Source organism: Pradoshia sp. TA40_28, assembly GCF_059694525.1.
In genome coordinates this window covers 77031-97987 of sequence record NZ_JCATZO010000007.1, presented here as the reverse complement: position 1 = coordinate 97987, position 20957 = coordinate 77031, and the positions used below count along the sequence as shown (strand labels likewise).

The window sequence follows — 20957 nt, the reverse complement described above, 5'->3', positions numbered from 1 at the left end:
AGAATCTATAATGCCTATTCGAAATTCAGTTAAAGCCATTATTATTCAGGACAATCAGCTACTCGCGATCAAGAAAGAAGATCAGGAAGGAATCTATTTTATATTACCCGGTGGTGGACAAGAGTACGGAGAAACCTTTCATCAAACGTTGAAGAGAGAATGCATAGAAGAAATAGGACAGGATGTTGAAATTGATGATTTAATCTTGATTCGTGAATATATTGGAAAAAACCATGAACATTTTGCTTCTGATTCTGAGACTCATCAAATTGAATATATGTTTTCGTGTAAGATCAAAGGCGCTCATACAATGGTGCAAAATGGAATTAATCCAGACGAAGGTCAAATAGGAGTGGAGTGGCTGTCATTAAGTGATTTATTAACCTACAGACTCTATCCGCAACAAATGCGGCAATATCTTATTAAATATACTCAAGGTGAACCTGTTCCCGTATATTTGGGAGATGTAAATTAGAGGATCCTTTGTAATGGATTCAGTATAGTATGTACTAAAAGAGTGCAAACAAGAAAATCACAGGGCGGGAGTAAAAAATCCTCGCTCTGTGATTTTGTTTATACACCATATTTACCTGTTACAAGTTATTGGACTTAGTTACCAAAGTTTTTCTCCAATTCAATTAGCTCGGCGGAAAGTTTCATAAACGCTTCTTTGTCTTTATTGTCCAAGGCCAGATCAATTTCTTTTTTCAATTTCCTATGTGCATGGGTTAGTTGGGCTTCGTAAATCATCATATCCATCAGTAGATCTTCCATGGTCCCCTGGTCAACAGTCACATCAACAGCTTTTACGATATCTGTATTTGCTTTTTCGTGATTCATGGATAATCCCCCCGTTGCTTTTTTTTATTATAAGTCAGATAAAAAGAAAAATCAACTAAATATTTAAATTATTCAGAAAATTTGTTTTGATAGTTTGATATAGTTATTATATAAAATACCCAATCTGTAAGATGGAAAAACCACTTAGGAAACATAAGAGTTTTGGTTTAAATTTGAAATTTTGGTGAATAAACCAATTATTTTGAAATATTATGTTATATTGAAATGGTAGGTTAATGCAGGCTCATATAAGGAGGAAGCCATGGAAACAAATGTGATAAGCAGGAGAGAGGATTACGAAATCAGTCCATTTACATTTGCTGTTATGCCAGTGGAATATGGATCAAAAACGTATTCTAAAATTATTGAATTTGATGATGAGATTTTAGTACCTTTAAAACCATCCGAAGTAGTTAAATCCAGCTGTGATTATTTTGGTGCAGACTATCCTGGAAGATGCCAGTCAACGAAAACGCTTCTTGGTATCTCGCATAAAGTCCCTATTTCATTAGAACCGGGAAATCGCTTATTCTTTTTTCCAACTACATCTCCTGCGAAAGAATCGTGTATCTGGCTTTCTTATGAGCATATTGTATCCAGAGTCAAGATTAGTTCGACTAAAACACAAATTAATTTCCACAATAAACAATCTATTGTCATACCGGTATCCTATAGTATCATTGAAAATCAAATGCTCCGAACAGCATTGCTAAAGTCTAAGCTCCTTCAGAACCTTGCAGAGGCAGAGCGAAAGACAAATTATTTATACAATGCCCTCCAAGTTAATGATCGGAAATCGGATTTTCAGACAAAGAGTCTGAACCAGTCTCCAAATAGAGCCTAGAAAAAGTATTATCTTTCTTAACGTCGTTTATTTTTTTAGTTCATCAGTCCACTGCTTCAAAAAATAATATTCCAGTAATTCCTGTACTTTATTGCGGATACGGGGATTAAAATAATTATGATACTCCTCATAACCCTTATAAAGAAATAAAAAAGATGTGAATGATTCGTCTCTTTTGGTTTCTTCCACTTTGAGTTGATGCTGCCTCATATAGTGGCTTACTTGCTTTAATTCCGCTTGGACCTGTTTCATGGTTTCATCAATTAGTAATAGGTAAGGTTGTTTTAATTTGAAGGGCGATACTTTTACTACTTGAAGATCTCGTGAAAGTACGGTGAGAACCATTGGTAAATAAATCGCTTTTTCCATTATATTGCGTTCTTCTGTAGGGATGCGGGTCATGTATATCGCGTCCTTTCAATGTCTGTAAAAAACGAACATACGTTCCTGTATAGAATAATCGCTTTTCACATTTTTGACAAGTTTATTTTCTAACTAATTCTCTCTTTACAGCAATCTGATATAATAGAGGCAAGGATTGTTTTAATCTATCGTATATGGGGATATTTATATAGTATGGACTGAATTTGTTATTTGTTTGTGAGGAGAGACTATGGATCTTAATTGGTTAACAGAATGGCTAACAATGGAGCATTTAGCCGAATTAATAAGTGATTATAGAAACTTAGGTCCCATTCCGGGATTGCTGCTCCCGTTTGTTGAAGCATTCCTTCCTTTCTTACCTTTGTTTGTTTTTGTGACGGCTAATGCCAATGCTTTTGGTTTATGGATTGGATTTCTTTTATCCTGGACAGGTGCTGTGGCTGGTGCGATGGTTGTGTTTTATTTGTCCAGAAAATATGGAAAGAAAAAAGCCCTGTCATTTTTATATAAACATTCTGCTGTGCAAAAGGCGATGCTCTGGATCAATCATCATGGATTTGGTCCGTTGTTTATCTTACTTTGTTTCCCATTTACTCCTTCCGCAATCGTTAATATCGTTTGTGGATTATCTGACATTAGTCCGAAACAATATCTGCTTGCGGTCTTTACTGGGAAATTGGTTATGATTTTTACTATTAGTTATATTGGCCATGACATTATGTCTTTAATTCGCGAACCGGTTAAAAGCATTATTGTTGGTATCGTCATTTTTCTTTTATGGCTTATAGGTAAGCAAGTCGAGATGCGTTTGAAACGGGTGGAACAGAAGGAACCTTCGTAGAGGGCATGACATCTATTTGAGAAAAAATAGTAGTTGGCAAAAATTTACTGAAAGTTTATAATTATAATTAAATTAATCGTTGAAGGTTTTTAACGGACTTTTACTACAAAAATAAAAACAATGATCATCTGTATCGAAGATCATTGTTTTTATTTTTGTGGTGTGCTTATATAGTTTTTTCCCACATATCTCTTTCGTATGTCTTGCTTTGATTTTCAGATGCTTCCGGATAAACTGTTCTGAACTTATGTTTATCAGCTGGAATGATCTCGACCATTTTGGCAATCATTTCTTCCGGGTCAAACTGCTTCTCGAAAACGTTTACCCCTTTTTCGAATTCCTCGCGTGGCGTGAAATTCTCTTTAGGGTCATACCATTTCCACGGTTCCTCCATCATGCGGTCGTTAAAGCCTGTTTTAAATGGCCCTGGATTGATGGTCGCCACCTGTATACCCAGTGGTTCCAGTTCTTGATACATCGCTTGGGCGATTCCTTCGAGGGCATGCTTTGAAGCGCAATAAGGCCCTAAATAAGGGGAAACAGTGAGACCGGCAATCGAACTGATAAAAACGATTTTTCCTGACCGTTGTTTGACGAACTTTTGTGCGGCTAATTGTGCCGTCTCAAGCGTGTTAAATACATTCGTTTCGAAGATCCTTTTTAAACGCTCAACAGGAATTTCGGAAATCGGGCCACCTTCACCGATGGCTGCATTTGCTACAAATATATCAAAATCATATGTGCTGATCAGTTCCCGGTCTCGCAGACAATTGATATCTAGTTTTAAGACCTCTAACTCCACACCCTCTGCTTGGGCTGCCTCTCGCAAGCTTGTCACTTGGCTAGTGATTTCTACTGAGGCGATGATACGATGGCTGGCTTTAGCTAAGCCGATGGCGGCTCCTTTTCCAAGCCCGGTACCTGCTCCGGTAATAAAAATAGATTTTGTCATATGATTCCCCTCCATGAGTTGTTTTTTCTTCTTTACCCTTAGATATATCGTGAAAACTTCATTTAGTATCGGGATTAAATGAACCAATTTTTACAATCTTGGGATATAGAGTCAATCAGCAAGAAAATGCGCTTAAATATGATAAAATAAAGAGATAGGTATAAAGGGGGGAGGCAGATTTAATGTCTTTGCAATTTTATATTGGAAAAACAGGTACAGGTAAAACAGAGACAATTTTAAATGATATTAGGACTAAATTGGAGAATGATCCAGAAGGTCCATCAATTATATATATTGTTCCAGATCAGATGACTTTCCAGGCTGAACTGGAACTAATCAATACTCCTAATCTTGGCGGTATGATACGTGCTCAAGTGTTCAGCTTTAGTCGGCTGGCATGGAAGGTGCTGCAGGAAACTGGCGGTATGGGCAGACGGCATTTAAATAATGTCGGTGTCAATATGGTTATCCGTAAAATTATGGAGGAAAAAAAGGACGAATTAAAGACCTTTCAACGTTCGAGTGATAAGCAGGGCTTTATTACTCAATTAAGTGATTTGTTGAAGGAGTGCAAGCGATATTGTCTCACTCCAGAGGAAATACTGAACCAGTCAGAAGATAAGGTGTCGCCGATTTTACGTTCTAAGCTCGATGATTTATCTATTCTTTACAATGGATTTGAGCATGAGCTTGAGGGACAATACGTTGATTCTGAAGACTACTTCAATTTGCTGGTAGAAAACATGCCAGAATCATCCTACTTGCGGGATGCTGAAATTTATGTAGATGGATTTTATAGCTTTACAACCCAGGAATATGGGATTATGGCAAGCTTGATGCAACACTGCAGAAATGTGACCGTTTCATTAACATTAGATCAGCCATTTAAAGATTTAGCGCCTGACCCATTGCATTTATTTAGGATGACAGGTGAAACCTATTTTGATTTGTATCAAATCGCGCTCCAAAACGGAGTGAAGGTTGAAGAAGATCGATTGTTTAAAGAACCGCATCGTTTTATACAAAACGAATCCATACAACATTTGGATAAATGGTTTGCCAACAGGCCGGCACCTGTATTTGAACATACGCCGCAATTCGAATTTTGCCCAGCCGGAAACAGAAGGGCTGAGGTGGAAGGGATTGCGCGTAAAATTTTGAAGAGTGTACGAGAGGGATATCGATACAGAGACATCTTTGTGTTAATGAGAAACAGTCAGGAATATGCTGAAGTGGTTGAAACTGTCTTTACGGACTATGGCATACCTGTCTTTATTGACCAAAAGAGGCCTATGCTCAATCACCCGCTGATTGAGTTGATACGTTCCACTCTTGAAGCTGTCACGAATAATTGGCGTTATGAACCGATGTTTCGGGCAATCAAAACGGATCTTTTATTTGCAAAGGATGCGTTTATACCAAAGGAGCGGGAGAATGCTGCTCTGCTCGAAAATTATGTGTTGTCGAGGGGCTATTTTGGTGACCGCTGGATTAAGAAGCAGGATTGGAAATATAAAAGAAACCGCGGGCTGGAGCTGGTGGACAGTGCCCAGACAGATGCCGAGTTGAAAATGGAAGCTTTGCTAAATGATACAAAAGAACAAGTGGCAGAGCCCCTCCGCCGTCTTGCAAATCGTTTCAAGAAAGCGGAAAATGGTACGGATTATGCTCAGGCTCTATACATGTATTTAGATGAGCTTGATATACCGGAAAAGCTAGAAAAAATGGCTCAAAATGATGAAAAAGAAGGCAGACTTGTCCATGCAACCGAGCATGATCAGGCATGGAACTCAGTTATGGATCTGCTTGATCAATTTGTTGATATTGCTGGGAATAGACCAGTTACGTTGAAGAATTTTACGGCTATTTTGGAAAGCGGTATGGAAACGTTGAACTTTTCATTAATTCCGCCTTCTCTTGATCAGGTAGTCGTGACCAATATGGATTTGTCACGTCCACAAAATGTAAAAATAGCTTTCATAGCAGGCTTGAATGAAGGGGTAATTCCTTCAAAGGTCAGCGAAGGAGGAATTCTTTCGGATGCTGATCGAGAAACCCTGAATTCTTCCGGAATCAAGATGGCTCCAACATCGAGCACTAAGTTATTGGATGAGGAGTTTGCTGCGTACAAGGCCTTTTTGCTCGCATCAGACTATGTCTATTTTTCCTATCCATTGGCTGATGATGAAGGAAAGCAATTATTAGCGTCCTCTTATATAAAACGAGTAAAGGATTTATTCGGCCCGGTAAAAGAAACCTTTTTTGTGCATGATCCGGCTGAAATGAATGATGATCTGCAATTAGAGTATGTGGTTCAGACGAGAGCAACGCTGTCATTTTTGGCAGGTCAGCTTCAGCAGAAGAAAAGAAATTATCCAGTATCACCTGTTTGGTGGGATGTATATAACGAATATGTAAAAGATGGTCCGATGAAGGATCAAGCAGCTTTTGTCCTTTCTGCTCTTTCTTATCAAAATAAGGCTAAGAAAATTCCGGATCAAAAAGCAGTTGAATTGTATGGAGAGACAATCCAGGGAAGCGTGTCCAGGATGGAATTGTTCAATAGCTGCCCATTTGCTCATTTCTCCTCACATGGCTTAAAACTGAGGGAACGTGATATCTATCGTTTGGAAGCTCCTGATATCGGTGAAATGTTCCACGGTGCCTTGCAGTGGATGACGGAACAAATTATTGAGCGTGGCACCAGCTGGGGAGCTTTATCACGTGAACAGTGTATCCAATTAGCCAGAACAGCAGTAGAGGTAATGGCTCCCAAGCTGCAGAATGAAATTTTATTATCATCCAATCGTTTCCATTATCTAAAAAGAAAGCTGGAGCAAATTGTAGCGAGAGCATCTATTACCCTAAGTGGACAAGCTAAAAACAGCCGGTTTTCACCGATTGGGCTTGAGCTTGGATTTGGCAGGCGCGGTGAGTTGCCGCCACTGACATTTGAACTTAAAAATGGAACAAAGATGGAGTTAGCCGGTCGAATCGATCGAATTGATCAGGCAACCACAGAGGATGGAACCTATTTACGAATCATTGATTATAAATCGAGCTCGAAGGATTTAAACTTTACAGAAATTTACTATGGAATCGCTTTGCAAATGCTAACCTACCTGGATATTGTCGTCACGCACTCACCACTCTTGGTTGGAGAGCAGGCTAAGCCTGCGGGTGTGCTCTATTTTCATGTTCACAATCCATTAATTAAAAACAATGGGGTCTATTCGTTAGAACAGATTGAGCGTGAAGTCTTTAAAAGCTTTAAGATGAAGGGATTGCTTTTAGGGGATGACCAGGTTGTTAAAATGATGGACAGTGATTTAGAAAACGGAGAATCTCTAATCGTCCCGGCTGGTTTTAAAAAGGACGGCCATTTCACGGCAGCATCTCGGATTGCAAGTGAAGGAGAATTCTCTCTTTTAAGCCGTCACGTGAAGAAAATGTACGCTGATACAGGGAATGCGATTACGAGCGGTGTGGCTGATATTAAACCATATCGTCTGCAAAATAAATTACCATGCACATTCTGTAATTATAAAACGGTTTGTCAGTTTGATCCTTCTCTTGAAAGCAATGAATACAGAGTGTTTAAACCAGCTAAGAAAGAAGAAATCTTCGAAGCTATACGGGAGGAGGAAGAAGAAGATGAATAACCTGGGTCAGATTCCCGTAAAACCGGCCGATGCTTTATGGACAGATGACCAGTGGAAAGCAATCACAGCGGATGGGAATGATATTTTGGTAGCTGCTGCGGCAGGCAGTGGTAAAACAGCGGTACTGGTTGAGAGGATTATTAGAAAGGTTATTTCAGAAGATAACCCTTTAGATGTGGATCGTTTATTGATTGCCACCTTTACGAACGCTTCTGCTGCTGAAATGCGTCACCGAATTGCGGAAGCTTTAGAGAAGGAAATTAAGAAGAATCCCGAATCCAGGCATTTACGAAAGCAGCTCAGCTTGCTGAATAAAGCGAATATCTCTACCCTTCACTCCTTTTGCCTGGATGTGGTCAGAAGTCATTATTATTTACTGGATATCGATCCTGGTTTTCGAATCGGTGATTCAACGGAAATTGAATTAATTAAGGATGAAGTTCTTGAGGAAGTACTGGAAGCTCAATATGGAATTCTAGATAATGAACCATTTTTCCGACTTGTCGATGCCTTTACCGATGACCGCAGTGACCGTACCATACTCGATATCATTCGTGTGTTGGATGACTTTTCACGATCCAATCCCAATCCTGAAAAATGGCTGTATAGCCTTGTGGATATGTATGAGGTAGGGGAACAGACCAAGATTGAAGATTTGTCATTCTACCCGGTCTTAAAATTTGATATCATGATGCGCCTTGCGGCCGCTAAGGAAATGACGCATGAAGGTTATCAATTAACTTTACTGCCTGATGGTCCCGCCGTCCTTGGCGAAACCTTTAAATTAGATGAAGGGCTTCTTAACAAGTTATCGGAATCAATTAAGACGGATTGGCAAACGATGGCGGATACATTTTCGCAGGTTAGCTTTGCTAAAGCTAAATCGATTCGCAAAGGGACATGCAATGATGAATTAGCGAGTCAAGCAAAGAAAATGAGAGATGATGTTAAGAAATTGATCAATGGAATCACGAGCGATTTATTCTTTCGAAAAGCGGATAGCTTTTTGAAGGATATATCGGATATGAAGCCATATGTGGCGACGCTTGCTGAGCTGGTCATAGCGTTTCAAAAGAGATTCCTGGCAGAAAAGCTGGAACGTGGGATTGTTGACTTCTCCGACTTGGAACATATGGCTCTCGAAATTCTGGCAATTGATGAGGATGGAGTACTTAAGCCAACGGATGTTGCATTGGAATATCGAGATAAATTTAAAGAAGTACTAGTCGATGAGTATCAGGATACCAATATGGTGCAGGAAACAATTCTTCAGCTTGTCACACAGGACGGCGAATCAACCGGCAATATGTTTATGGTTGGTGACGTTAAACAATCGATCTATCGATTTCGCCTGGCTGAACCAAATCTTTTTATGGGAAAATACAGCCGATTTTCGACAGAGCCTACTGATACCGGAATGAAGATTGATTTAAATAAAAATTTCCGAAGCCGAAGTGAAGTATTGGCCGGTACGAACTTCTTATTTAAACAATTGATGGGGAAAACGGTTGGTGAAATCGAATATGATGAAGCAGCTGAACTGAAAAAAGGAGCAGCCTATCCTGAGGATGAGCAGTATCCAGTGGAGCTGTATTTAATCGATAAAGCAGCAGAAGGGACATCGTATGTTTCTGAGGAGAATGACGAGACAGATGAAGATCTCGAGACGGTTTTGTTGGAAGCAAGGCAAATGGCTGAATTGATTAAACAAATGATTGGTGAACGCCGCAAAGTGTATGATGCGAAAACGAAAACACACCGGAATATTACCTATCGGGACATCGTCATCTTGCTGCGCTCTATGCCATGGGCTCCTCAAATCATGGATGAATTTAGGGCACAGGGTATACCGGTTTATGCCGATCTTTCAACAGGTTATTTTGAGGCGACAGAAGTGGCTATTATGATTTCTCTTCTGCAAGTAATCGATAATCCGTATCAGGATATTCCACTCGCGTCTGTGCTGCGCTCTCCTATAGTAGGGTTGGATGAGGAGGACTTATCCGATATCCGGATTACCCTTCCAAAGGGACAATTCTATGATGCATTAAAATCCTATTGTCAGAATGGTTCCCTTGAAAAATATGGAGCAGTCTATTTAAAAGTAAAGCGGTTCTTTGATTATCTTCACGAATGGAGAAATCAGGCACGGCAAGGGGCATTGTCCAATTTAATTTGGCAGCTGTACCGAGACACCGGCTATTATGATTTTGTTGGCGGGATGCCTGGCGGTAAGCAAAGGCAGGCTAATTTATTGGCATTATATAATCGTGCCAGACAATATGAGGAAAGCTCATTTAGAGGAATCTTCCGTTTTCTCCGTTTTATCGATCGAATGAGGGAAAGAGGCAGTGATTTGGGTGCAGCGCGTGCCTTAGGTGAACAGGAAGATGTCGTTCGAATTATGACGATTCATAAAAGTAAGGGACTTGAATTCCCTGTCGTAATCCTGGGTGGACTGTCTAAGAAATTTAATCAAATGGATTTAAAACGTTCCTATTTAGTGGATAAGGACCTGGGACTTGCCTTTCGATATGTGAATCCGGAATTGAGAATCACATACCCATCCTTACCGCAAATCGCCTTTAAGAAAAAACAACTTCTCGAAAATATAGCGGAAGAAATGCGCGTTCTGTATGTTGCGTTAACCCGTGCAAAAGAGAAACTGTACTTGATTGGAACCCTGGCAGATGCCGAAAAATCGTTTAAGAAATGGTCTGTCTATGAGAATAAAGAGGGATGGCTGCTTCCGGATTATACAAGAGCAAATGCTACTTCCTATATGGACTGGATTGGACCTTCTCTAGTAAGGCATCGCATGTTTAAAGAGGAAACAATAGCGAATGACTCGATTCTTGAGATTGCTGCTCATCCTTCTGAGTGGCAGGTTCATGTGCGAAAGTCGAATACACTGCAATCGACAAAAGAAGAAGAGAGCCTGGAGAGCAAACAGCTATTTCAATCGATTGAGCAAATGGAGCCCATTGCGATTGAATCAGTATTTAAAGAACGGGTCAGGGAACAAATGGAGTGGGATTATCAATTTAAAAGTGCGACTACCGAGCGCTCCAAGCAATCTGTTTCCGAGTTGAAACGAATGAATGATTCAAAAGATGAATACAGTGCAACTGATCTAGTAAAAGCTACCTTCAAACGAATGAATTTAAAGAGACCAGCTTTTATGCAGCAAAAAACAATGTCACCTGCTGAAAGAGGAACCATGATGCATTTGGTGATGCAGCATTTGGACGTTACGAAGCCAGTCACAGAAGAATCTATTCAGACGTTGCTTGAGTATTTGGTAATGAAGGAATTTGCTACGCAGGAACAAGTCAGTGAAATTAGAGTAGACCAGATTCTGAGCTTTTTTGAGAGCGAATTGGGACAACGTTTGCAGCATGCTAAAAAAGTGCGCAAGGAAATACCATTTACGATGGCATTTCCAGCCCATGAAGCCTACCAGGATTGGCAGGCTGGTGATGAAAACATTCTTGTTCAGGGGATTGTAGATTGCTTGTTTGAGGATGAAAATGGACTTGTGTTGCTGGATTATAAAACGGATGCAATTACGGATCGTTTTAAAAATGGATTCGAAGAGGCAGAGCCTGTGTTAAAAGAAAGATATGAAAAACAAATTCAATTGTATACAAGAGCCATTGAACAAATTCTGAAAAGAAAAGTATCAGAAAGATATTTACTGTTCTTTGATGGCACACATGTATTAAAACTTTAACTAATAAGGGTGACACAGATGTATGGAAAGCATACGTGGTGTGTCGCCCTTTTTTATATCTTTCCTCTAGATGGCTCATTGGGTTTCTCGCCATTCGTATAATAAGAAATCCTATTAGCTATCAGGCCAATAGGATTTCTTATTAATCATTATGTTATGGAAGAGTAAAAGTAACTCTCATTCATTAATAGTGTATTAAGGCTGTAAAAAGTCTTTTTCTTGGTAGGCCGGGTTTGGATATTTGTAGAATCCTTCTCCCGTTTTCATTCCTAACTTGCCTTTATCGATGAATTCACTTTTAACCAGGTCAGCAATCTCTTTGAAAGGATTTTGCTCTGGGTTTGGATGGTGTGCTGCTTTTGTGCTGACGATGTTATAGACAGTTTCGAGGCCGACTACATCCATAATAGCAAACGGTCCAAGAGGTGCCCCTGTTCCGATCATCCAAGTTTTATCGATTGTATAAGGATCGGCAACACCATTCCCCCATAATATTTGACCTGCATCAAGGAACGGAACCAATAAGCTATTTAAGATATAACCAGGTTGTTCTTTTTTAATATGAAGCGGAACCATTCCAATAGCAGCAGTGAATTGTAATACATCTTCGACGATTTTCTCGTTTGTACCAGGATGTGGCATCACTTCACCGGTATTATTTTTCCAAATACTATTTGCAAAGTGAAGAGCTAGAAATTTTTCAGGACGTCCCGTAAATTCAGCAAAATCACTTGGAAGCATAGTAGAAGAGTTTGTTGCAAAAACAGTATGTTCAGGTGCAACTTTACTCAACTCCGTGTAAAAATTAAGCTTGATTTCTTTTAACTCTGGGATTGCTTCAATAACTAGGTCAGCGTTAGCTGTCGCTTCTTTTAAATCTGTCGCATATTGAATCCGTGATTGGGCTGATTTAGCTGCTTCCTGTTCATTTGAAAAAAAGGAAACATACGTATTTTCTAACGTAGAAATACGCTCTTTAGCTTTATCAATGGCAGCTTCATTTATATCATAAATGGTGACTTTGAAACCTTTAAAGGCTGTTTGGAAAGCAATTTGGCTTCCTAAAACACCACTGCCTGCAACCGTAATATTTTTGAAATTCATATTTATTTCCCCCATTCTCTCTAAAATGGACATTCAATTGTATCAGTAAATATCCAATTCCTTCAAGAATAATATACTACTATATTGAAAAAAATGAAAATAGTATGACTTTTAACCTACATAATTAAATCAGAAGGATAGAGAAAATTGTATGGAAAGAATGGATTTGTTTTTGAATGACAAGATAATATAATCCAATCTTTTATGATCATTATTTAGCTCATTTGGATGAAGAAGATAACGAAGCAAACCACTCTCCTTATCCTTATTTCAGAAGCATTTTGTCATGCGTTCTGCTAATTGGAATAGGAGTGTGAGAAATGGAGGTGATTGGATGAGCAAAGCAAGTATAGGAAAGTGTGAATTGTGTTTAAGGGACCATGTTGAACGAACCGTTCACCATCTGCTTCCGAGGGAATTTGGCGGAGGCCCTGAGGACACCTCCAAGCTATGTATTCCTTGCCATAAACAAGTTCATGCCCTTTATCCAAATTCAGAATTAGCTGTTAGGCTCAATACAATTGAAAAGCTGCGAGATGATTTAGAAATAAAAAAATATTTGAATTGGATTAAAAAGCAGCCAGCAGGTAAATTGCCGAAAGTAAAAAAATCCGGCTATAGAGCCGGGAGGAGATGAGCGATTTAATTGTTGGCTGAGATTGGCTGGTCAACTCCATTTATGCCAATAACAGAGTTTCCGCTAATCCCGTTAGTATCAAAAATAACGCCTCCGGTAATTCCGGACCCTGAACCATTTACACTTTTGGTGGCATATTTTGGTGATATAACAAGGGAGTCGCCGAATTGAATAATTCCGCTTCCTGCATTAAGTACTTGAACGGAACCGACTAGAGCAGGCATCAAGTTTCCTCCCTTCTAACGTTTTTAGACTGTTCCATAAGCTGTCTGACATTCATAACCCTGGTTTCGGAACGGATAAAACGTCCGTTTCCGATTTGTAATAAGGAGGAGGCTGAGATAGCCTGTGTTCTGATACAATCCACAAAAAGATAGGGATTGGGATTTTCAAAATTAATAGTAATCATCTCATCGATTGGTTCGAAATCCGGTACTTTGTAAAACACTTTGTAATCGCCAAAATTTCCTTCCTGTCCATAAAAAATTTCCTGCTCACGTTGATAGGCAAGGACATTATCAACAGAGTAATAATATTGAACTTCACCTATATCGAAGGTCGATCCTCTGGATAATATGGATACATGTATATTATTAACAATCGATGTTTTTTCCCACATATCATCATCCTCTTAGCGATTGACAATCGGCTGCAATGGCCCGAATTCTAAGGCGTTTAAAGGAGTGTCAGATGCAGCAAATAACTGCATGGTTTCTGTGTCGCCTACTTTAATGACAGAAGAGCTTGATACTGATATTAATTTAATACAACCAACCTTAATTTGTTCGTTTACGACATGGAAATTCATCACGCTGCTCACGGCTCCTTCATGGAATTAGGATAAACTTCTATAAACCTGATGATGGCGTTTTCGATATCCGTTTTCAACACTTCTGATATTTGCTCCCGGATATCTGGTATTTTATGCTCTGCCCGGTTATGTGGCGGCGTTTGGTCTAAATAATGGTGAATCCGCTGTGGCAGCTGTCTGGCAAGGTCCTCCATGATAAAGGAACGCATCGTATCATCTGCTTTTTGCTCACATATCTTTTCGGCTCTTTTAAAAATTTCATCCTTATTAGTAGTGAGATCAAGTAAGATTTCGCTCGATAGTTGATGGACAAATTCATCACGGGCTGGAAAGAGAAATGGACCGGGAGGGGTCTGATGATCGATTGCCAATTCATCAATTTTTTCTAAATCGGATGGAGTAAGGCCTATATTTAAGGTTCCCTCTAATCTTTCCACCTTCAATTGATCAAATTTATATTCAATCCGGTCCACTCGAATCGGTGCTTGTTGTTTTGTCGCTGTTAATTCTTCTTTTAATTTCTTTATATCGTCTTCAAGCTTACATATAGCTTGTTGTTGGCCCTCGAGCGTATTTTGTAAATAGTATAGGAATTGGGTTAAATCCTGTTGCAAATGACTCATCCTTTCCTATTTTGGACTTGGACCTGTGGGGTATTCTCATCAGTCGCAAAAAAGGGATGGTGGGCTTCCGGAGCCGGTGCCTCAAATCCACCGGAATTAGTCATAAGAGATTTCGATTTTATGATACCGGCACTTCCGATTTGCAGGACGGATGCATTGGCAATTGCATTAATTTTAATGGTATTGATCATAATGGTTTGTTTAACAAAGAAGTTCATTTTTATCACCTCTATAACGTAAATGCAATTGGTTGGTCAACGGTATCTGCATCAAACGTATTCGTGGCACTATAAGGATTGTTTACCGCTACATAGTCACCCGTATTAAAAGAACCCGCTCCGGAAAATGTTTTGGCGTTAGAGTAGGGAGTAACTTTATATATATCCCCTACATTAAATACACCGCTGCTCCCAACGCTGAGAATCTGGACAATACCTACAATACCTGGCATTTGTACACCTTCCTTGGGTATCTCTGTACCTTCCTTACTAATTCTTTATCAGTATATGTGGAATGGGCTGAAAGGTGAGGGGCCTCCTGTTTTTTAGCTATAATGATATTTTGATAGGGAATTTTTGTAGAAACTGCTAAACTGGTATTAAAAGGAATTATTAGGAAAAGGTGAGGTGATTGATTTGCAATCTATAAAGGACCAAAACAGGATACATGTCATAGATTTTTTACGAGGGATCTCCATTGTAGGAATACTGCTGGTAAACATGCTCGATTTTCATTCGCCCTTTTTATACCTTGAATATGATTATTGGGAAAATAAAATAGATCGCTATACATATGCACTCATTGATATTTTGGCCCAGGGGAATTTTTACCCGTTATTTGCCTTTTTATTCGGGTTTGGCGCCGTTCTTTTGATCAATAGAGCAGAACAAAAGGGAATTTCATTTCCTGCTCTATTTTCGAGACGGATGATATTTTTACTTTTTCTTGGAATGCTTCATGCTTTTTTTATCTGGCATGGTGATATTCTGATTACGTATGCGGTATGCGGACTTTTATTATTACTTATGTATAGATTGTCAGGTAAAACTTTGCTCAGGATATCGATTTGGTTATACGCCATTCCGTATGGAAGTTTAGGGATGCTTATGCTTCTTATTGAATTCGTGGATTCAGCACCTGATCTTATAAAAACCAATGTTTCAAAAGTAAATGAAGCCATTACGATCTATTCAAACGGGTCGTTTATGGAGATTTTCTCCTACCGATTTGATGAGTGGGTTATAGTTAATATATCCTCTAATACAATCTTTATATTTTTGTCAGTCTTTCCATGTATATTAGCAGGGATGGCATTTGCTAAGCTGGAATGGCTCACCAATCTGAAACTCCATCAGAGAAAATTAGTAATAATTCTCTTGGTATCATTGCCAATAGGATTGATTTTAAAAATGTATCCCTATCTATCGGGCCACAATTATGCGAGTGTATTCATGCAGGATACGTTTGGAGGCCCATTATTAACATTGGCTATTATCACTAGTTTGACTCTTTTTTATGATAAATCTCCTAGGCTAAGAAAAATAGCTGTTCCATTTGTCAGGCTGGGACGTATGTCACTTACGAACTACCTCATGCACTCAATTATATGTACGTTCCTCTTTTATTCTTATGGACTTGGATTATATGGGGATGTAGGAGCATTTATGGGCTCCATCCTAGCTCTCTTGATTGTCCTGTTTCAACTGGTCTTTGCGAAATTTTGGTTGCGTTATTTTAGAATGGGTCCCATTGAATATGTCTGGAGAATCGTTACGTACTGGGATAAACCTTTATTCAAGCGGGAAAAGGAGGTTGATGCTTCTCAATGAAAAGAATCATGATAGTCGGAAGCGGAGGGACAGGCAAGTCTACTTTGGCGAAAGAACTTGGGTCAGTATTGAGTCTACCCGTTTATCATCTGGATTCCTATTATTGGCGTCCAAGTTGGATTCCAACTCCGGAAAACGAATGGGATGAGATTGTCAGCAGGCTTGCCAGTAAACCCTTATGGATTATAGATGGCAATTACAATCGGAGTATGGATATTCGTTTAAATCAAGCAGACACGGTTATTTTCCTCGATTATTCTAGATGGTCTTGTTTATATGGAGTGATTAAACGGCGATTTATGTATCATGGAAAGACACGACCAGATCTGAATGAAGGATGCCCAGAAAAGCTTGATTGGGAATTTATCCATTGGATATGGGAATTTGAAAAGAAACAGGCACCGAGGTTACGTGAGAAGCTTCATAAGATAGATAACAAACAGATTTACCATTTTAGAAATAGGAAACAGTTACAAAAGTGGCTTGCCAACTTATCTTAGAAGGGATGGATGAAAAATGAAATTTTCAACAATTAAGGAAAATGGACAATCTGTAGCTGGACTTATTCATCATGATACTTTTTATTCTTTGGAAGCAATTAAACAAAGCTGCCCGGATCTCGAAGGGCTGCCGACAACCTTGCAGGACTTGATTGAAGAATCTGATTCATGGCTGCCGAAGCTTGAAGAGTGGGAGCAGGCTGCAGAGAAAATAGAGGGGAGATCAATTGATTCATTGATATGGTTAGCTCCGCTGCCAAGACCACGCAAAAATATCTTTTGTGTAGGTAAAAACTATGCAGCACATGCAACAGAGTTTGATGGCGGTGTTCCCCCAGAAAATATGATTGTGTTTACAAAGGCTCCAACAACGGTTAATGCTCATAAACAACCTGTGCCACTTCATAGTGAAGTAACATATGAGCTGGACTATGAAGGAGAGTTGGCTATTGTGATTGGCAAAAAGGGAACCTCCATATCCCGCGAAGAAGCCTATAATCATATTTTCGGATATACGATCTTAAATGACATTACAGCACGTGATCTACAATCGAGGCATCAACAGTATTTCCTGGGAAAAAGCTTGGATGGTACGTGTCCGATAGGTCCTTGGATTGTTTCAAAAGAGGCAATTCCGCATCCAGAAGATCTTGAAATTGAAACAAAAGTTAATGGGGAAACAAGGCAACATGCCAGAACATCTTTATTTTTGTTTCCGATTGATGAAATCATTGCAACTATTTCTAAAGGAATTACATTAGAGCCTGGAGATATCATCGCAACGGGTACACCGGCCGGCGTTGGAAAAGGGTTTAAACCACCGCGTTATTTACATGACGGTGATGTGATTGAAATAACCATTGAATCAATTGGAACATTAAAATCGACAATACGTACAGAGTAAGGACGTAATAGTCGAACAATGTTAGCTATTATGCTACTATTATGTTGAATAATGCTGAAAGTAGGGGATTTTATGGGTGGAACTTATGAACATATTTTTATGTGGGTGTTATCTATTATTGTGTTCTTAGTATCTTTAAAGATGACAGGTAAAAATCTAAAAATAATGATGATGATTAATAGGGTACTATACATATTAATTATTGCAACTGGTATCATGATGTTAATGAATGTTTCCAATATTAATGGCGAATATATTGCCAAGACAATTATTGGTGTTTGGGTAATTGCTGCAATGGAAATGACAAATGTGAAGCGATCAAAAGGAAAAAATCACAAATCATTCTTGATCCAGTTTTGGATTGCATTTGTTTTAGTTATATTGCTTGGCTTTAGATTACCATTTGGTATTCAATTATTCGGATAAGAAAGTGGCTCAGTCGATGAAGACTGAGCTTTTTATTTTGGCTATTTTCGTAGAAAGAGTGGTTGGGAGGGGAGCCTTGCCATTTAGTTAATCCGAAAAGATATGACCTCCCAATCCTGGGAAGAATTTTGTGTAAAATTTTTCAAATTAAAGGTTTTTCAATTACTCTTCTAGAATTCTTAAAAAAATCAGAAGGGAGATGAGGGTCCCTGAAATTTACTGAACGTACGTTAAGAATTTTTAAATATGCAGAAATCGAGGCCAAAAGAACAACAAATATGGTTTATCCAGCCCATTTAGTATCAGGTATATTGCTCGAGAAGACAGGAGTCTGTGCTGAGCTCTCTTTTAAATATCCTAAACTTTTGGATTTAGTAAATGAGCGAGTTAAGAGAATATATCCCAATAGATATGAATTAGGGATTGGTTATGAACCCTTTACAATAAATATTTCCTTGTCGACTGAAGAGGTACTACTAAATGCATGTAACCGAATGAAACATTTTAAACAAGTTTATTTAAATGAGGGTCATTTGGCTGATGCGCTATTTAGAAGCAATGACGATTCAACAAGTGCCATACTGGATGGATTAGATATTTCAGGCATACTTGGAATCGTATCATCTCCAAGAGATATGATTGTTTCTCTAAAGGATTATGAATTCCCAATCATTTCAACAAGTAATATACATTGTAGGAAAGCAAAGCAAAAGGATGCTACATGGTTAAAGTCTTTTGTAGAAAATGAATTTGGAAACAGATGGATCGCAGCGGTTGAAAACGGATTGTCACAAGAGAATATTCCTATTTTCATCACAATTGAAAATAACCAGATTAATGGTTTTGCTTGCTTTGATGTAGGTAGAAACAAGAAAGGATTGTTCGGTCCAATGGGTACTTCTTTATCAAACCGTGTGCAAGGAATAGGATACACTCTCCTTCATCATTGCTTAAGAGAAATGAAAGAAAAGGACTATGAATATGCTATTATTGGGCAGGCTGGCCCGTTGGAATTTTATGAAAAAGCGTGCAACGCTGTTATAATTCCAATGAATGAAGAACTTAACATTTAGCCCCATATGTAAGAAAGTGATTTTGTCATTCATGGGGACATTTCTTTCTAAATTGATGGAGTGAGTCAAACCTATATTTTTTGTAGTAGTGATAATATTAATTCTAACTAAAAACTCTTATAATACTAATACGTATCGCCTAAAAAATTAACGGTTCATTTTGTTATAATAAAGTTTATGAACTAATTTTTTCTCCGGGATAACAATCCGTGGATTTAATAGTGTGAACGAGAAGCAGGTGATCATATGATTTTTGAATGCATTGTTGAAAATGAAAAAGATGCCATTAAAGCAGAACAGCTTGGCTTTACCCGGTTGGAATTGGTGTCAGCCATGTCGGAAGGCGGATTGACTCCAAGTTACGGGACGGTAAAACGTGTCATCGAAGGTGTAAAGCTTCCTGTTCAGGTGATGCTGCGCCCGCACGGCTATTCATTTGAATATGATGAATTCGATTGGATGTCAATGAAGGAAGAACTTCAAGCCTTTTCAGATTTGGGTGTAAAAGGAATTGTATTTGGCTGTCTGAAGAATGGAAAAATCGACCAAGCTCTTTTGGAGAAAGTAATAAAGGAAGTACCGCATTTTGATATTACATTTCATAGGGCGTTCGATGAACTCAAAACTCATGCAGATGGGCTTGAAGTTCTTTGTCAGTATTCCCAGCACGTGAAAAGGATTCTAACTTCCGGCGGTAAAGTAAGCGCTTATGAAGGCAGGGGAAAACTAAAGCAGATGATTGCTTTATCAGATGTATGGTCAGGTCCTGAGATATTGGTTGGCGGTGGCCTTGGTACAGAGAATATTAAGGAATTACATACATTCCTGAATGCAAAGGAGTACCATTTTGGAACCGGGGTCCGAAAAGACAAATCTTTTGCCAACGGGTTCGACTTTAAGAAAATCGAATACTTGTTTAAATTTTTGGGGGATAAGTAATAGATAGAAGGGAACATTCATATTTTTAGATGGGTGTTCTTTTTGTTTTTTAACCAAAGGGACGTCAGACGGAAGTCCCTTTAGTTATACCCTTTTAAAATGGAGTAGAGGATAAACAGTTGTTGCCTCATTCCTTAGTCTTTATTCCTTAATAGCTTTTCGATGACCATCCGTTTGCCTGTATTCAGGGTGAATTCGAAGCGGTTGTGTTCTTTATTCTGCTCGTAAAAATGATGATGAACAGAACAGATATAGTCACCATTATCAAAGATAAAAAAGTTCGTACCCGTTAATTGCGCCGCGGATGAAAAGGATAGTTGATTATATCCATATATACAATCATAGACAGAAAAATTCATGCTGTTTAACGTTGTGATGAATTGAAAGAAGGCATCGTCCTGTAATTCTTCAAGTAAACGTTCTAATGAATATTGTAAATTTTTTTTAATCCGAACCTGATCCTCATCTTTTATAAATATAATTTCTTTACCTGATAATAATTTTCCGTCCTCCACCAAAGTTCCCTTACGCCAGCGATTATTGCGATAGATGGATATTTCGTTATTCATATATTCTTCAAGTGGGTAGGCCTCATCCGTTTCTTCATCGAAAAAGACCCATTGATCATTTATATTTTCAAAAATTCCTTCGGTATATGCTCTTAGCTGCTTACTTAATAGTTGAATTCTAAGTTGGTTTTTCAATGTGTGCGCCTCCAAGTGCAGATAAAAGAGTCATATGTAGAACTCAAATTCCTGCATTTCCGTTTTGTAATCATAAAATTTATGGCACTGCCTTCTATTTCTTAACATAAGCATCCTTTTTTATAACTCCGTTCCTTAAAGTTGGACAATT

General features: G+C 38.7%; 23 protein-coding genes. 12 read left to right on the top strand and 11 right to left on the bottom strand.

Annotated elements, in window-relative coordinates:
* Positions 1-10: 10 nt before the first annotated feature.
* Entirely contained in the window at positions 11-475 is a 465-nt protein-coding gene (locus AC58NB_RS11115; RefSeq protein WP_497426897.1) for an NUDIX domain-containing protein, read from the top strand.
* 134 nt (positions 476-609) lie between these two features.
* Here AC58NB_RS11115 and AC58NB_RS11110 read toward each other — a convergent pair whose 3' ends face one another.
* Complete coding sequence (locus tag AC58NB_RS11110; protein ID WP_497426896.1) at positions 610-840, bottom strand: IDEAL domain-containing protein; 231 nt, start codon at positions 838-840, stop codon at positions 610-612.
* A gap of 262 nt (positions 841-1102) precedes the next feature.
* Here AC58NB_RS11110 and AC58NB_RS11105 point away from each other — a divergent pair, with 262 nt between their 5' ends.
* Positions 1103-1684 (top strand): competence protein ComK, encoded by a 582-nt coding sequence (locus tag AC58NB_RS11105; protein ID WP_497426895.1) that lies wholly within the window; start codon positions 1103-1105, stop codon positions 1682-1684.
* A 27-nt stretch (positions 1685-1711) separates the two neighbouring features.
* On the opposite strand, the gene AC58NB_RS11100 is transcribed toward AC58NB_RS11105, so the two are convergent.
* The gene (locus AC58NB_RS11100) at positions 1712-2086 is read right to left on the bottom strand and encodes a YhjD family protein (RefSeq protein WP_497426894.1); all 375 of its coding nucleotides are present in this window, start codon (positions 2084-2086) and stop codon (positions 1712-1714) included.
* A gap of 211 nt (positions 2087-2297) precedes the next feature.
* On the opposite strand from AC58NB_RS11100, the gene AC58NB_RS11095 reads away from it, so the two are divergent.
* Positions 2298-2909: a TVP38/TMEM64 family protein gene (locus AC58NB_RS11095; RefSeq protein ID WP_497426893.1), complete on the top strand. Its 612-nt coding sequence runs from the start codon at positions 2298-2300 to the stop codon at positions 2907-2909.
* 166 nt (positions 2910-3075) lie between these two features.
* On the opposite strand, the gene AC58NB_RS11090 is transcribed toward AC58NB_RS11095, so the two are convergent.
* Positions 3076-3876: an SDR family oxidoreductase gene (locus AC58NB_RS11090; protein ID WP_497426892.1), complete on the bottom strand. Its 801-nt coding sequence runs from the start codon at positions 3874-3876 to the stop codon at positions 3076-3078.
* A gap of 167 nt (positions 3877-4043) precedes the next feature.
* Between AC58NB_RS11090 and addB the strand changes: the two genes are divergently transcribed.
* Positions 4044-7523, top strand: a complete 3480-nt coding sequence (gene addB, locus AC58NB_RS11085; protein ID WP_497426891.1) for a helicase-exonuclease AddAB subunit AddB — start codon at positions 4044-4046, stop codon at positions 7521-7523.
* Positions 7516-11256, top strand: a complete 3741-nt coding sequence (gene addA / locus AC58NB_RS11080; RefSeq protein ID WP_497426890.1) for a helicase-exonuclease AddAB subunit AddA — start codon at positions 7516-7518, stop codon at positions 11254-11256. Before addB ends, addA begins: the two co-directional genes overlap by 8 nt.
* A 195-nt stretch (positions 11257-11451) precedes the next feature.
* On the opposite strand, the gene AC58NB_RS11075 is transcribed toward addA, so the two are convergent.
* Positions 11452-12360 carry a 3-hydroxyacyl-CoA dehydrogenase gene (locus AC58NB_RS11075; RefSeq protein ID WP_497426889.1) on the bottom strand — a complete coding sequence of 303 codons (909 nt, stop codon included), beginning with the start codon at positions 12358-12360 and terminating at the stop codon, positions 11452-11454.
* 334 nt (positions 12361-12694) lie between these two features.
* On the opposite strand from AC58NB_RS11075, the gene hlpB reads away from it, so the two are divergent.
* The gene (hlpB, locus tag AC58NB_RS11070) at positions 12695-12997 is read left to right on the top strand and encodes an HNH nuclease-like protein HlpB (protein ID WP_497426888.1); all 303 of its coding nucleotides are present in this window, start codon (positions 12695-12697) and stop codon (positions 12995-12997) included.
* 5 nt (positions 12998-13002) lie between these two features.
* On the opposite strand, the gene AC58NB_RS11065 is transcribed toward hlpB, so the two are convergent.
* The 6 genes from AC58NB_RS11065 to AC58NB_RS11040 are packed head-to-tail and all read right to left on the bottom strand — an operon-like array spanning position 13003 to position 14882.
* A complete protein-coding gene (locus tag AC58NB_RS11065; RefSeq protein WP_497426887.1) occupies positions 13003-13221 on the bottom strand; it encodes a spore germination protein in 219 nt (72 codons plus the stop codon).
* Positions 13221-13616: a spore germination protein GerPE gene (locus tag AC58NB_RS11060; RefSeq protein ID WP_497426886.1), complete on the bottom strand. Its 396-nt coding sequence runs from the start codon at positions 13614-13616 to the stop codon at positions 13221-13223. Before AC58NB_RS11060 ends, AC58NB_RS11065 begins: the two co-directional genes overlap by 1 nt.
* A gap of 12 nt (positions 13617-13628) precedes the next feature.
* A complete protein-coding gene (locus AC58NB_RS11055; protein ID WP_497427046.1) occupies positions 13629-13805 on the bottom strand; it encodes a spore germination protein GerPD in 177 nt (58 codons plus the stop codon).
* Between the two features lie 8 nt (positions 13806-13813).
* Positions 13814-14422, bottom strand: a complete 609-nt coding sequence (gerPC, locus tag AC58NB_RS11050) for a spore germination protein GerPC (RefSeq protein ID WP_497426885.1) — start codon at positions 14420-14422, stop codon at positions 13814-13816.
* 5 nt (positions 14423-14427) lie between these two features.
* Complete coding sequence (locus AC58NB_RS11045; RefSeq protein WP_497426884.1) at positions 14428-14649, bottom strand: spore germination protein GerPB; 222 nt, start codon at positions 14647-14649, stop codon at positions 14428-14430.
* Between the two features lie 11 nt (positions 14650-14660).
* Positions 14661-14882 (bottom strand): spore germination protein, encoded by a 222-nt coding sequence (locus AC58NB_RS11040; RefSeq protein WP_497426883.1) that lies wholly within the window; start codon positions 14880-14882, stop codon positions 14661-14663.
* Between the two features lie 184 nt (positions 14883-15066).
* Between AC58NB_RS11040 and AC58NB_RS11035 the strand changes: the two genes are divergently transcribed.
* The 6 genes from AC58NB_RS11035 (at position 15067) to AC58NB_RS11010 (ending at position 20102) form a co-directional block, all read left to right on the top strand.
* On the top strand, positions 15067-16260 hold the full coding sequence (locus AC58NB_RS11035; RefSeq protein WP_497426882.1) for a DUF418 domain-containing protein: 1194 nt from the start codon (positions 15067-15069) through the stop codon (positions 16258-16260).
* On the top strand, positions 16257-16760 hold the full coding sequence (locus AC58NB_RS11030; protein WP_497426881.1) for a DNA topology modulation protein: 504 nt from the start codon (positions 16257-16259) through the stop codon (positions 16758-16760). The genes AC58NB_RS11035 and AC58NB_RS11030 overlap by 4 nt, the downstream gene beginning before the upstream one ends.
* A gap of 16 nt (positions 16761-16776) precedes the next feature.
* Entirely contained in the window at positions 16777-17664 is an 888-nt protein-coding gene (locus tag AC58NB_RS11025) for a fumarylacetoacetate hydrolase family protein (protein ID WP_497426880.1), read from the top strand.
* Positions 17665-17715: 51 nt separating this feature from the next.
* Positions 17716-18090: a YisL family protein gene (locus AC58NB_RS11020; protein WP_497426879.1), complete on the top strand. Its 375-nt coding sequence runs from the start codon at positions 17716-17718 to the stop codon at positions 18088-18090.
* 278 nt (positions 18091-18368) lie between these two features.
* Positions 18369-19163, top strand: a complete 795-nt coding sequence (locus AC58NB_RS11015; protein ID WP_497426878.1) for a GNAT family N-acetyltransferase — start codon at positions 18369-18371, stop codon at positions 19161-19163.
* 246 nt (positions 19164-19409) lie between these two features.
* Positions 19410-20102, top strand: a complete 693-nt coding sequence (locus AC58NB_RS11010) for a copper homeostasis protein CutC (RefSeq protein ID WP_497426877.1) — start codon at positions 19410-19412, stop codon at positions 20100-20102.
* A 134-nt stretch (positions 20103-20236) separates the two neighbouring features.
* Here AC58NB_RS11010 and AC58NB_RS11005 read toward each other — a convergent pair whose 3' ends face one another.
* Positions 20237-20806 carry a DUF2777 family protein gene (locus tag AC58NB_RS11005; RefSeq protein ID WP_497426876.1) on the bottom strand — a complete coding sequence of 190 codons (570 nt, stop codon included), beginning with the start codon at positions 20804-20806 and terminating at the stop codon, positions 20237-20239.
* Positions 20807-20957 lie beyond the last annotated feature (151 nt).